General features: G+C 70.1%; 12 protein-coding genes and 1 tRNA gene. 10 read left to right on the forward strand and 3 right to left on the reverse strand.

All coding sequences use genetic code 11. From position 1 onward, the window contains the following. The first annotated feature begins 296 nt into the window (after positions 1–296). From AMK58_RS12885 to AMK58_RS12925, 9 genes are all read left to right on the forward strand, one after another. Positions 297–1,244, forward strand: coding sequence for a peptidylprolyl isomerase (locus AMK58_RS12885; RefSeq protein WP_035670999.1), 948 nt, complete (start codon positions 297–299; stop codon positions 1,242–1,244). A gap of 190 nt (positions 1,245–1,434) precedes the next feature. Beyond that, complete coding sequence (gene argJ, locus AMK58_RS12890) at positions 1,435–2,673, forward strand: bifunctional glutamate N-acetyltransferase/amino-acid acetyltransferase ArgJ (RefSeq protein WP_035670996.1); 1,239 nt, start codon at positions 1,435–1,437, stop codon at positions 2,671–2,673. Between the two features lie 16 nt (positions 2,674–2,689). Next, positions 2,690–3,208, forward strand: a complete 519-nt coding sequence (locus AMK58_RS12895; RefSeq protein ID WP_059398963.1) for a GNAT family N-acetyltransferase — start codon at positions 2,690–2,692, stop codon at positions 3,206–3,208. Then, positions 3,208–3,651 (forward strand): (deoxy)nucleoside triphosphate pyrophosphohydrolase, encoded by a 444-nt coding sequence (locus AMK58_RS12900; RefSeq protein ID WP_051140063.1) that lies wholly within the window; start codon positions 3,208–3,210, stop codon positions 3,649–3,651. The genes AMK58_RS12895 and AMK58_RS12900 overlap by 1 nt, the downstream gene beginning before the upstream one ends. Before the next feature lie 208 nt (positions 3,652–3,859). Next, on the forward strand, positions 3,860–5,788 hold the full coding sequence (gene recQ / locus AMK58_RS12905; protein ID WP_059398964.1) for a DNA helicase RecQ: 1,929 nt from the start codon (positions 3,860–3,862) through the stop codon (positions 5,786–5,788). 81 nt (positions 5,789–5,869) lie between these two features. After that, positions 5,870–5,944, forward strand: a tRNA-Thr gene (locus AMK58_RS12910). Between the two features lie 82 nt (positions 5,945–6,026). After that, a complete protein-coding gene (locus AMK58_RS12915) occupies positions 6,027–7,604 on the forward strand; it encodes a glycosyltransferase (RefSeq protein WP_059398965.1) in 1,578 nt (525 codons plus the stop codon). A gap of 155 nt (positions 7,605–7,759) precedes the next feature. Then, positions 7,760–8,188 (forward strand): hypothetical protein, encoded by a 429-nt coding sequence (locus tag AMK58_RS12920; protein WP_059398966.1) that lies wholly within the window; start codon positions 7,760–7,762, stop codon positions 8,186–8,188. A gap of 46 nt (positions 8,189–8,234) precedes the next feature. Next, complete coding sequence (locus AMK58_RS12925; RefSeq protein WP_079285235.1) at positions 8,235–9,149, forward strand: DMT family transporter; 915 nt, start codon at positions 8,235–8,237, stop codon at positions 9,147–9,149. Between the two features lie 3 nt (positions 9,150–9,152). Here AMK58_RS12925 and AMK58_RS12930 read toward each other — a convergent pair whose 3' ends face one another. The 3 genes from AMK58_RS12930 to AMK58_RS12940 form a co-directional block, all read right to left on the reverse strand. Next, positions 9,153–10,436, reverse strand: a complete 1,284-nt coding sequence (locus tag AMK58_RS12930) for a TRAP transporter large permease (protein WP_035670972.1) — start codon at positions 10,434–10,436, stop codon at positions 9,153–9,155. After that, entirely contained in the window at positions 10,436–10,945 is a 510-nt protein-coding gene (locus AMK58_RS12935) for a TRAP transporter small permease (protein ID WP_035670969.1), read from the reverse strand. The genes AMK58_RS12930 and AMK58_RS12935 overlap by 1 nt, the downstream gene beginning before the upstream one ends. A gap of 89 nt (positions 10,946–11,034) precedes the next feature. Beyond that, positions 11,035–12,072: a DctP family TRAP transporter solute-binding subunit gene (locus tag AMK58_RS12940; protein ID WP_404801040.1), complete on the reverse strand. Its 1,038-nt coding sequence runs from the start codon at positions 12,070–12,072 to the stop codon at positions 11,035–11,037. 161 nt (positions 12,073–12,233) lie between these two features. Here AMK58_RS12940 and AMK58_RS12945 point away from each other — a divergent pair, with 161 nt between their 5' ends. Then, positions 12,234–12,851, forward strand: coding sequence for an OmpA family protein (locus AMK58_RS12945; RefSeq protein WP_236778133.1), 618 nt, complete (start codon positions 12,234–12,236; stop codon positions 12,849–12,851). The last annotated feature ends 4 nt before the right edge of the window (positions 12,852–12,855 follow it).

Genomic DNA, 12,855 nt, shown 5'->3' on the forward strand with positions numbered 1-12,855 from the left:
TTTGCCCGGCCCTTTGAGGGGGCATCGCGGGGGTGTCGGCCCTGCCGGGGGTGTGGATCGGCGTGTGGCACGCCCTGGAAGCACCACCGTTCCGCCGCCATATCGCCTTGAACACGGTCGAAGCAGGGCGTCATGGCCACGCATCACGACCGCTTGCCCCGCGCTGCGAACCCATGCTTAATCCCCCGCGGATTCGGGCGCGGGGCCGGATCGTCCGTACAGCCGCCGCCAATCATAAGACGTTCTGTCATGCCATTGACCGTGACAAGACACATCCGCCGGAAGGAAAAGACTCCATGGTGAATCGAGTGTTCCGCGCCGCCCTGCTGTCGATGGCCGCCTGCGGCCTCGCGCTGGCCGCACACGCCCAGACTCCGGCGCCGACTCCGGCTCCCGCGGCCACGCCCGCCCCCGCCGCTCAGGCCGCTCCCGCCCCGGCGGACGCCGATCCGGTGGTGGCGCGCGTCAACGGCGAGGCGGTCCACCGCTCCGACGTCCAGCGCATGGTCGCCCAGCTCCCGCCGCAGGTGCAGCAGATGCCGCTGGAGATGATCTACCCGGCGGTGATCGAGCAGCTCGTGAACTCGAAGCTGGTGGCCGAGGCCGGCTACAAGGCCAACCTCGCCGGCACGCCGGAGGTCAAGGACGAGATCAAGCGCGCCGAGGAGCGCGCGGTGCAGCGCGCCTACATCCAGAAGGAAGTGCAGTCGCGCATCACCCCGGCCAAGCTGGACGAGGCCTATCAGGCCTTCCTGAAGCAGAACCCGGCCCAGGAAGAGGTCAAGGCCGCCCACATCCTCGTCGAGAAGGAGGATGAGGCCAAGGCGATCATCGCCCAGCTCAAGAAGGGCGGCGACTTCGCCAAGCTGGCCAAGGAGAAGTCCAAGGACCCGGTGGCCGCCGAACAGGGCGGCGATCTCGGCTACTTCACCAAGGACACGATGGTCGAGCCCTTCGCCGACGCCGCCTTCGCCATGAAGAAGGGCGAGGTGAGCAAGGAGCCGGTGAAGACGCAGTTCGGCTGGCACATCATCAAGGTCGAGGACAAGCGCACCCAGCCGCAGCCGTCCCTGGACGAGGTGAAGCCGCAGCTCGAGCAGCAGCTCAGCAAGGACATCGTGACCAACGTCGTCGACGACCTGCGCAAGGTCGCCAAGGTCGAGACCTTCCAGCTCGACGGCTCGCCGATGCCGAAGGAAGAGGCCGCGCCGGCCCCGAAGGCCGAAGAGCCGAAGAAGAACTAAAGCTCCGGCACCGGTTGCCCCCACCCTTCCCACGGCTGACGCCGCGGGCCCCTTCCCTCCCCCGCTGCGCGGGAGAGGGAGACAATCCCCTCCCCTGCGAAGCGGGGGAGGGTTAGGGAGGGGGCAAGCGCCTTGCATCCCAATCACCGTCCAACACCCCCCGCTCCACCAGCCCCACGAGCCCGTCCCCATGGCCACGACCGTCTCCCCCTTGGCACCCGCCGGCTTCCCGACGCTCCCGCCCGTGGCGGGCGTGCGCATCGCCACCGCCAACAGCGGCATCCGATACAAGGGCCGCGACGACCTGATGCTGGCCGTGCTTGACGAGGGCACGACGGTGGCCGGGGTGCTGACCAAGTCGCTGACCTGCTCCGCCCCGGTGATCTGGTGCCGCGACAGCCTGCCCCGCGGCTCGGCCCGCGCGGTCGTGGTCAACGCCGGCAACGCCAACGCCTTCACCGGCAAGGCCGGCGACGCCACCGTCCAGGCGACCGTCGAGGCCGCCGCCAGGATCGCCGGCTGCGCCACCGACGAGGTCTACGTCGCCTCCACCGGCGTGATCGGCATCCCGCTGGCCGCCGACGCCATCGCCAAGGTCCTGCCGGGCATGGTGCCGGCGCTGAAGAACGATTCGGCGGCGCTGGAGGCCGGGGCGCGGGCCATCATGACCACCGACACCTTCGCCAAGGGCTCGACCCGTCAGGTCGCCATCGGCGGGACGACGGTGACGATCAGCGGCTTCGCCAAGGGCTCCGGCATGATCGCCCCGGACATGGCGACCATGCTGGGCTTCCTCTTCACCGACGCGGCCATCGCCGCCCCGGCGCTGCAGTCCATGCTGTCGGAGTTCACCGAGCGCAGCTTCAACGCCATCACCGTGGACGGCGACACCTCGACCAGCGACACGCTGCTGTTGTTCGCCACCGGCAAGGCCGGCAACGCCCCGGTGACCGACGCCCGGGCGCCGGAGCTCACCGATTTCCGCAAGGCGCTGGAGGAGGTGATGCTCGACCTCGCGCTGCAGATCGTGCGCGACGGCGAGGGGGCGACCAAGTTCGTCTCGATCACGCTGGTCGGCGCCGAGAACGACGTGGCCGCCAAGCGCATCGCGCTCACCGTCGCCAACTCCCCGCTGGTCAAGACCGCGCTGGCCGGCGAGGACGCCAACTGGGGCCGCATCGTCGCCGCCATCGGGCGGGCCGGCGAGCGGGCCGACCGCGACCTCATCAAGATCACCATCGGCGGCACGCTGATCTGCGCCGAGGGCATGGAGGTTCCGGGCTACGACGAGGCGCCGGTCGCCGCCCACATGAAGGGCCAGGAGATCGACGTCCACATCGACCTGGGCATCGGCACCGGCAAGTCCCGTGTCTGGACCTGCGACCTGACCCACGGCTACATCGACATCAACGGCTCCTACCGGAGCTGAGATCGAAGCGGAGACCATGACCGGCGCGCCCCTGCCCGACCGCCTCGACACGGCGCGGCTGACGCTCCGCCCCTTCCGCATGGAGGATGTGGAGCGTTTCGTTCCGCTGATCGGGGAGTGGGAGGTGGCGCGCTGGCTCGCCCGCGTGCCCCATCCCTACGGCCTGGAGGACGGGCGCGTCTGGGTCGCCCTGGCCGCCCGCAACCGGGCGGAGCGCGCGTCGCTCGACCTGCTGGCGGTCCGCAAAGACGACGCACAGCCGGTGGGCGGCATCGGCGTGATCCTGGCGGACGGCGAGGTCGGCTATTGGCTGGGCCGGCCGCACCAGGGCATCGGCTATGGCACGGAGATGCTGCGGGCCATCGTCCCCGCCGCCTTCGCGCTGGGCCTGCCCCGCCTGTGGGCGCGGACCGCGCCGGACAACCGCCGCTCCCGCCGCGTGCTGGAGACGGTCGGCTTCCTGCCGCTCGACGCCTCCGACCACTATGAACTGACCGCCGGACGCTGGCGGTTCCTCACCCAGGAGACCGCGTGATGCCGGCCTGCTTCGATCCCTCCTCCACCCCGGCCCCCGGTTCGCTGCCGACCCTGCTGGTCGTCGCGGTGGCCCTGGTGGACGCCGACGGCCGCGTCCTGCTGGCCCAGCGCCCGCCCGGCAAGTCGCTGGCCGGGCTGTGGGAGTTTCCCGGCGGCAAGGTCGACGCGGGTGAGACCCCGGAAGCCGCCCTGGTCCGCGAACTGAAGGAGGAGCTGGGCATCGACACGGCGGCGAGTTGCCTCGCTCCCTTCACCTTCGCCTCGCACAGCTACGAAAAATTCCACCTGCTGATGCCGCTGTTCGTCTGCCGCGTCTGGGAGGGCGACGTGATGGCGCGCGAGGGGCAAAAGCTCGCCTGGGTCTACCCGAACCGCATGGGCGACTACCCCATGCCCCCCGCCGATGTGCCGCTGGTGGCGATGCTGCGCGACCTGTTGTAGCCGGCCGAAGAACGCCACGGTTTTTCCCGCATCGCGCGATGCGCCACCCTTGTCCCCACGTTCTTTCCGGATTGCGACTTCACGAATCGGGTGATCTGTGCCACATCATAGCCGTCGCGTTCGGGATCGCATCCCGGCCACCAGATTCTGACCCGAACACCAGATTCCAAATCGTCCAGAGACGGACCCGCATCTGAACCGCATCGGCGTGGACTCGCTCTTCAATCTCAAGGCCCCTCCGGCGGAGCCGGCCCAGGACCCTGACGGCAACCCCGCCCTGGAGGTGCTGCGATCGGTCTTCGGCTATTCCGCCTTCCGCGGGCAGCAGGCCGACATCATCGCCCACGTCATCCGTGGCGGCGACGCGCTCGTCCTCATGCCCACCGGCGGCGGCAAGTCGCTGTGCTATCAGGTGCCGGCTCTGGTGCGCGACGGCGTGACGGTGGTGGTCTCCCCGCTGATCGCGCTGATGCGGGATCAGGTGACGGCGCTGCGCGAGCTGGGCGTGCGGGCGGCCTTCCTCAACTCCTCCCTCGACGCCGCCGAGGCGCGCGAGGTGGAGCGGGCCATGGTCCGCGGCGAGATCGACCTCGTCTACGTGGCGCCGGAACGTCTGGTCACCCCGCGCTTCCTCGACCTGCTGGACCGCACCAAGCTCGCCCTTTTCGCGCTGGACGAGGCGCATTGCGTCAGCCAGTGGGGCCACGACTTCCGGCCCGAGTATCTCCAGCTCTCCATCCTGCACGAGCGGCACCCGACCGTGCCGCGCGTCGCGCTGACCGCCACGGCGGACGCGCAGACCCGCGCCGAGATCAAGGACAAGCTGGGGCTGACCGAGGCCCGCGTCTTCCTGTCCAGCTTCGACCGGCCCAACATCACCTACCGCGTCGTCCCGAAGAAGAGCGAGCGTCAGCAGATGTTGGCCTTCCTGCGGGAGAACCACCCCGAGGACGCCGGCATCATCTATTGCATGTCGCGGGCGAAGGTCGAGGACACGGCCAACTGGCTGAACCAGCAGGGGCGGGAGGCGCTTCCCTACCACGCCGGGCTGCCGTCCGAGGTGCGCGAGGCGAACCAGGACCTGTTCATCAAGGGCGAGGGCATCGTCATGGTGGCGACGGTGGCCTTCGGCATGGGCATCGACAAGCCGAACGTGCGCTTCGTCTGCCACCTCGACCCGCCCAAGAGCCTGGAAGCCTATTACCAGGAAACCGGCCGCGCCGGGCGCGACGGCCTGCCCGCCGACGCCTGGATGAGCTACGGCATGGCCGACGTGGTGGGCTTGCGCCAGATGCTGGAGCAGTCGGAGGCCGGCGATTCCCACCGCCGCGTCGAGCGCTCCAAGCTGGAGGCGCTGCTCGGCTTCTGCGAGACCTCCGCCTGCCGGCGCAAGGTGCTGCTGAACTATTTCGGCGAGACGCTGGAGGCGCCCTGCGGCAACTGCGACACCTGCCTGGAGCCGGTGGAGACCTGGGACGGCACCGTCGCCGCGCAGAAGGCCCTGTCGGCGGTCTACCGCACCGGCCAGCGCTACGGCGCCGGGCACCTGATCGACGTGCTGCTCGGCAACGCGACGGAGAAGGTGGCGCAGCAGGCCCACGACGCGCTGAAGACCTTCGGCTGCGGCAAGGAGCTGTCCAAGGCGGAATGGCAGTCGGTCTACCGGCAGCTCGTCGCCGCCGGCTACCTGACGGTCGATCTGGAGGGTTATGGCGGCTTCCGCCTGACCGACGCCGGCATCCCGGTCATCAAGGGCCAGCAGACGGTCAAGCTGCGCAAGGACCCGGTGGTGGAGAAGCGCCGCGGCGTCCACGACGCGCTGCGCCGCCACGTCTCCCGCGGCGGCTCCGCCCCCTCCGGCGGCCTGTCCGGCGAGGGCGTGTCGCGGGCCGGGGCGCGCGGCGCCCTGTCGCCCGCCGACGACGCGCTGTGGCACGCGCTGAAGGACTGCCGCACCGAGCTGGCCCGCGCGCAGGGGGTGCCGCCCTACGTGATCTTCCACGACAGCACCCTGCTGGAGATGGTCGCGACGCGCCCGACGGACCGCGCCGCCTTCGCCCGCCTGCCCGGCGTCGGCGCCCGCAAGCTGGAGCGTTATGCCGACCCCTTTTTGGACGTCATCCGCCAGAAAGGATAATTTTATCCATCTCCCAAAAAAGCGCTTGCGCCGGTCCGCCCCCGCGGTTAATTTCCGCGCCCACGACGCACCGACGTCGGCGCCGCAGTAGCTCAGGGGTAGAGCAACTGATTCGTAATCAGTAGGTCCGGGGTTCAAATCCCTGCTGCGGCACCACTCTAAGGCCCTGGAAGGTAACGCCTTCCGGGGCCTTTCCATATGTGGCATGACTCATCGCGCCCTTTTCCCAGCAAGGCCGATGCCCCAACCGCCCACCCTCACCGACCTCGCCGCCGCGTTGCGCCGGCCCGTGACGAGCGGGCACGACCTGAAGGCCATCGAGACGCTCTGCGAAACCTTTCGCGACCGGCCCAGGGCCGAGCGGGCGCGGGCGGCGCGGGAGTTGCCCCGGCTGGCGCGGGGAGCGGACACCGTCCTGCTGCTGTCGGCCATGGCCGCCGTCTCCGGCGACCTGCGCTATTACGACGAGTTGCTCGACGCGGTGGAGGGCAACATCGCGCAATCCGGGCTGGAGGGGCTGCTGCACATCCACGCCGGCATCGGGCGCCAACTCTTCCTGATGCGCATGAACCCGGCGAGCCGCCCCGGCTTCTTCGAGGAGCGGCAATTCCCCTTCTACCGCCGCATCCTCGACGAGATCCGCCGCCGTCAAGCCATCGTCCCACCCGCACGCCTGGCCGGGGAAGCGGACACCGGGCGGGTTGTGCTGGTGACCAACCAGTTCCTGTCGCTGCGCCACCAGCCGTCGCGCGACCTGTTGTCCTACGCCGCCCTGCTGGAGGACCGCTGCGGGCGGGAGGTGGTCATCCTCAACACCAACATCATGCCGACGGAGGTGCACAGCCTGTTCGTGCCCTCCTTCGCGGCGTCGGTGGAGCCCGCCTTCTCCGGCGACCAGCGGATCGAGGCGGACGGGCGTACCTACCGGATGCTATCCTCGGTCGAGCCCTGCGTCAGCCCCGGAAAGATCGCCGGGTTCCTGAAGGCCGTCGCGGCGCTCGATCCCGACGCTGTGCTGTCGCTCGGCGGGTCCTGCGTCGTGGCCGACCTGATGGCCGGGACGCGCCCCTCCCTGTGCATCCCCACAACCACCGGAGCCACCCTGTCGCTCGCCGACATCGTGCTGGATTTCGGTGGCGGCGTGGCACCAGACCACGGGCCGCTGGCCCGGTCCTGGCGGCCTTTCCGCTTCCTGCATTCGTTGGCCGGGGCCACCCCGAGGAAACAAGGATCGCGCGCCGCCCTCGGGCTCGATGACGGCGCCTTCGTCTGCGCCGTCGTCGGCAACCGGCTGGACGAAGAGGCGGACGGCGCCTTCCTCGCCATGCTGGAGGCGCTGTTCGACCGCGCGCCGCGTGCCGTCGCCGTCTTCGCCGGGCACGCCGATGCCCTGACCCGGCGGCTGGCCGCGTCGCGCCACGCCGGGCGGCTGCTCTGCCTGGGCTATGTGTCGGACATCGGCGCCCTGCTGGCGGTCTGCGACGCCTATGTGAATCCCCGGCGGACCGGCGGGGGCGCCAGCGCCGCCGAGGCCCTGGCCGCCGGGGCGGTGCCGCTGTCGCTTCCCGGCGGCGACGTCGCCAGCGTCGTCGGTCCGCGCTTCATCCACCCCGACTACGACGCCTTCGTCGAGCGGCTGGCCGCTCTGGCCGCCGATCCCGCCGCCTTGGCCGCCGCCGCCGCGGAGGCCCGCGTCCAAGGGTCGCGGCGAACCGGGCCGGAGGAGGCCGCCGCCGACCTGTCGCGCTATCTCGACGAGGCGGCGGCGCTGTTCCGCGACCGGCGGTCCTTGACGGAGGGATCGGGGGAGGATTGATCCGGGCCGGCGCCGTCAACCGCTTTATCGCACAGGCGGAGCAAACTCCCGGCTTGCTTTGGCGCCGGTGCCTTTCCAATATTCCGCGCTCCCCGACCGGGCGTCCGCTGGGACGCCACGGCGGGTGTCTTATTTTCTGCAACGAGGACCTTTTCATGCGCGCCTTCGACGGCCAGCATTCCGACAACGTCGCCATCAAGCGCACGCGGGAGCAGAAGCAGCTTCAGCTCCAGCAGTTGAAGGAGCAGCTCGCCACCCTGAAGTCCCACGCGGCCCCGGCGATCCGTGAAGCGCTGGTGAAGCGCATCGCCGAGCTGGACGCGGAGATGCGCCAGCCGCCGAAGCCGCCGCGCGAAGGCCGCGGCGACGGTCCCCGTGGCGAGGGGCGCGGCCCCCGTGGCGATGGCCCACGCGGTGATGGTCCCCGTGGTGATGGCCCCCGCGGCGACCGCCCGCGCCGCGAGGGCTTCTCCCGCAGCGAGAGCTTCCGGTCGGACGGTCCCCGTGGTGACGGTCCGCGCGGCGAGGGTTCCCGTGGCGATGGCCCACTTTCGCCCTTCGCCTCCCCGCGCCGCCGCGGCTGAGCCGCGGAACCCACCTTGATGCGTCCAGCCCGATGAGTCGCCAGCCGTGAGCGAAAACGCCACCCCCGCCCGTCGCCGCCTGTTCGATCAGGCGTGGCTCCTGATGATGTTGCCGCCGCTGTTCTGGTCCAGCAACGCCGTCCTGGGCCGCGCGGTGTCGGGCGAGGTGCCGCCGGTCGGGCTGGCCTTCTGGCGCTGGACGCTGGGGATGCTGCTGGTGCTGCCCTTCGCGTGGCGGCACCTGCGGCATGACGCGCGGGCGCTGGCCGCCCAATGGCCGGTCGTGCTTCTGCTGTCCGCGCTGGGCATCGCCGTCTTCAACACCTTTCTCTATGTGGGTCTGCACACCACCACGGCGCTGAACGCGGTGATGATGCAGTCCTCCATGCCGGTGCTGATCGTGCTGATGAGCCTGGCCCTGTTCGGCGACCGGGTGACCCCGCTGCAAGGGGTGGGCATCGCCGTGTCGCTGGCCGGCGCCCTGACGCTGATCGCGCGGGGCGACCCGGCGGTGCTGATCGGGCTGCAACTCGCCGCCGGGGATTTGTGGGTGCTGGCGGCGGTGCTCGGCTACGCCGCCTACACCGCCCTGCTGCGCCGCCGCCCGGCGGTGCATGGCCTCAGCTTCATCGCCGTCACCTTCGCGGGCGGCGCGGCCATGCTGCTGCCCTTCTACCTGTGGGAAAGCGTCGGCGGGAACCCCATGCCGATCACCCCGACGGCGCTGGGGGCGATCGCCTACGTGGCGCTGTTCCCGTCGATCGCCGCCTATCTCTGCTTCAACCGCGCCGTGGCGCTGGTCGGCGCCAACACGGCGGGGATGTGCATCCATCTGATGCCCGTGTTCGGAAGCATCCTCGCCATCCTGTTCCTCGGCGAGCAGCCCCACCTCTACCACGCCGCCGGCATCGGCCTGATCGCGGCGGGCATCCTGCTGGCAACCCGCCGCGCCAAGGCCTGACGGCTACAGGTAGCCGAGCTTCCGGGGCAGCCAGAGCGCCAGTTCCGGCACGAAGGTCACCAGGACCAGCGCGCAGAGCATCGCCGCGACCATCCACAGCACCCAGCGGACCGTCGATTCCATGCTGATGCCGGCCACCCGCGTGGTCACCATCAGGTTCACCGCCATGGGTGGTGTGAACTGGCCGATGGCGAGGTTCATGGTCAGCATCACGCCAAACCACACCGGGTCCCAGTGGAAGGCGGTCATGATCGGGGTCAGCAGCGGCAGCAGGATCAGGAAGATCGACACCGCGTCCAGCACCATCCCCAGCGCCAGCAGCGCCAAGTTCAGCAGAAGCAGGACGAGAACCTCGCTGCCCACCCCCTCGATCGCCAGGGCGGCCACCCGGTCGAAGGCGCCCATCGTGCTGCCCGCCCAGGCGAAGACGCTGGACAGGGCGATGATGAGCAGAACCACGGCGGACATCTCCGCCGCCTCGGCCAGCACCTCGTACAGCTCGCGCCAGGTCAGGCTGCGGTAGACGAAGACGCCGACGGCCAGACCGTAGAAGACGGCGACCACCGCCGCCTCGGTCGGGGTGAAGGCGCCGGTGCGCAAGCCGCCCAGGATGATGACCGGGGCCAGCAGCCCCCAGATCGCCTGCCGCAGGCTGCGCCAGAAGGGCGGGCGCGGACCGGCGTCCTTCAGGCCGAAACCGTGCTTGCGCGACAGCCAGATCGTCGGCGCCAGCAGCGACAGGCCGGCCAGGATGCCGGGAACCATCCCCGCCGCGAACAGCGCCGGCACCGACGCCTGTGGCACCAGGACGCTGTAGATGATGAAGGCGACCGAGGGCGGAATCAGGATGGCCGTCGCCGCCGCCGCCGCGATCACGCTGGCCGAGAAGGGCTTCGGATAGCCGGCCTTGTGCATCGACGGAATCATCACCGTGGCGACCGCCGCCGCGTCGGCGGGGCCGGAGCCGGAGATGCCGCCCATCACCATGCAGACGAGGATCGCCACCACCGCCAGCCCACCGTTCTTCGCCCCCACGATCGAGGACGCGAAGGTGACGAGCTGCTTGGCGACGCCCGCCCGCTCGAAGATCAGGCCGGCCAGGATGAAGACCGGGATGGCCAGCAGCGGGTACTTCGCGATGCCGGCGTAGACGTTGGTCGGAACCGACAGGATGCCGAGTTGCGCGTCCAGGATCGCCAGCGACCCCGCCAGACCCAGCGCCACCGCCAGCGGCGCGCCGATCACCAGAAGCAGCAGAAAGCCGCCGAACAGAATCGTCAGGGCCATCAGGCGGTTCCCTTCGCCGTGCGGATCAGGCGCCCGATCACGCGCAGGGCGACGACCGCCGACAGCAGCGGAAGCCAGGCCGTGTAGAGCCACTGCGGGTTGCCCAGGCCGGGCGAGGTTTCCTCGAACCGCCACTGGTCGTAGGTCAGGCGCCCGCCGTACCAGACGAGCAGGCCGAACATGGCGAGTGCCGCCGTCCAGGCCACCAGCTCGGTCACCCGGCGCAGGGCCGGCGGCAGCTTGTCGGCGAGGAAGGTGATGCGGATGTGCCGGTCGGCGGCGGCGGCGACGGCGGACCCGAACAGCGTCATGACCACCAGCAGGAAGATCGAATATTCCTCGGTGAAGGCCAGGGACACGTCGGTCAGGTAGCGCGTCACGACGTTGGCGAAGGTGACGAGGCACAGGGCGGCCATGGATAGGGCGGCCAGCGAACGCTCCAGCGTCACCGGCACCCGCGTCTTGGGCTGCTCCGTCGCCATGCCGGCTTCCAGCAGATCGTTGTTCATTGGAAAATCTCGAATTGGGAACCGGTTGCCCCCACCCTCCCCTGCGACAGCGGGAAAGGGTGGGGGCAACGGCACGGCAAACCGCAGTCTTACTTCCGGTTGGCGACGGAGGTCTCGGCGGCCTTCACCAGATCAGGACCGATGGTCTTCGCCCACTTGTCGTAGACGGCCTGGGTGGCCTTCTGGAAGGCCTTCTGCTGCTCGGGGGTGAGCTGCACGACCTCGACGCCCTGGGCGGCGATGTCCTTCAGCAGGCTGTCGTCCTGGGCGGTGATGCCCTTGCGGGCGATGGCGACCTCCTCCGCGGCGGCCTGGACGGCGGCGGCGCGCACCGCCTCCTGATCCTCCTTGGACCAGCTGTTCCAGACCTCCTTGTTGACCACGAAGATCAGCGGGTCGGCGACGTAGCCCCACAGCGTCAGGTGCTTCTGGCCCAGCGTCGGCAGCTTGCCGGCGACGAACACGCCGACCGGGTTCTCCTGCCCGTCGACGGCGCCGGTGGACAGGGCCGGCTGCGCGTCGGCCCAGCTCATCTGCGTCGGGTTGGCGCCCAGCGCGGTGAAGGTGTCGAGGTAGAGCGGCGAGCCGACGACGCGGATCTTCAGGCCCTTCAAATCCTCCGGCGTGCGGATGGTACGCTTGGAGTTGGAGACCTCGCGGAAGCCGTTCTCACCCCAGGCCAGCGGCACCACGTCCTTGGTGGCGAGCAGGTCGAAGAGCTGCTTGCCGACCGGCCCCTGGGTCAGCGCGTCCATCGCCTTGTGGTCGGGCATCAGGAAGGGCAGCGAGAAGAGGTTCAGCTCCTTCACCTGCGGCGACCAGTTGATGGTGGAGCCCACCGCCATGTCGATCACGCCCTGGCGCAGCGCGGTGAACTCCTTGGTCTGGTCGCCGTTCACCAGGGCGGAGCCGGGATACATCTTCACATTGATGCGCCCGTTGGTCTTCTCCTTGACCAGCTCGGCCCAGCGGTCGCCGCCGATGCCCCAGGGGAACGGCTTGCCCAGCACGGTGGACAGCTTGTACTCGGCCTTGTAGTCCGCCGCCGCCGCGCCGCTGACGACCATGCCCGGCAGCACCATGGCGGCCAGCGCCAGACCGGCGAACAGCGCCTTCATCGACTTCATTCTTGTTTCCTCCCACATACCGCAAACGAAAGATCGGACCGGGATCGTACAGAGGCACGCACGTCTGTTCCACGCGGAATTTGACGGCCCGCCCCCAAGCCTGGGACAATGCGGTCATGCAAATGCGGATGTTCCCAACAATCGGGCTCTTGTCGTTGGGGTTGGTCCTTCCCGCGGGTCCGGCTCTGGCGCAATCGGCGGCGCCCGCCGTCCCGCTCGGCCCCAACCCCAGCGAGTGCGAGATCCAGGCCGCCCTGTTCGGTGCCGCCGGCCCCGGCTGCCCGTCCATCGTCATGAAGCGCCCGCCGCCGCCGCCCGTCGCGGTGGCAACGCCCCCGCCCCCCGTATCAGCCCCCGCGCAGGCTCCCGGCCCGGTGGCGGTGCCCGCCCTGCCGGGGCCGCCGCCGGACCCGCCCGTCGCCGCGCTCAAGGCCGGGCTGCGCGCCGCCTTCCGGATCAACTTCGATTTCAACTCGGCGCGCATCCGCACGGACTCGCGGGCGGTGCTCGACCGCATCGGCGCGGTGATGACGGCGCCGGAGGCGGCCAAGGCCCGCTTCCGCATCGTCGGCCACACCGACGCGGTGGGCGGCGACGCGGCCAACCGGGCGCTGTCGCAGCGCCGGGCCGACGCCGTGGCGGAGTATCTGGCGGAACGGCACGGTGTGCGCCGCGACCGGCTGGACACCGCCGGGATGGGCGCGCGGGAACCGCTGCTGCCCAAGAAGCCGAAGGCCGCGGAGAACCGGCGGGTGGAGATCGTCAATCTGGGAGGGTGAGCGT

The organism is Azospirillum brasilense, assembly GCF_001315015.1.
GTDB classification, from domain to species: Bacteria; Pseudomonadota; Alphaproteobacteria; order Azospirillales; family Azospirillaceae; genus Azospirillum; species Azospirillum brasilense.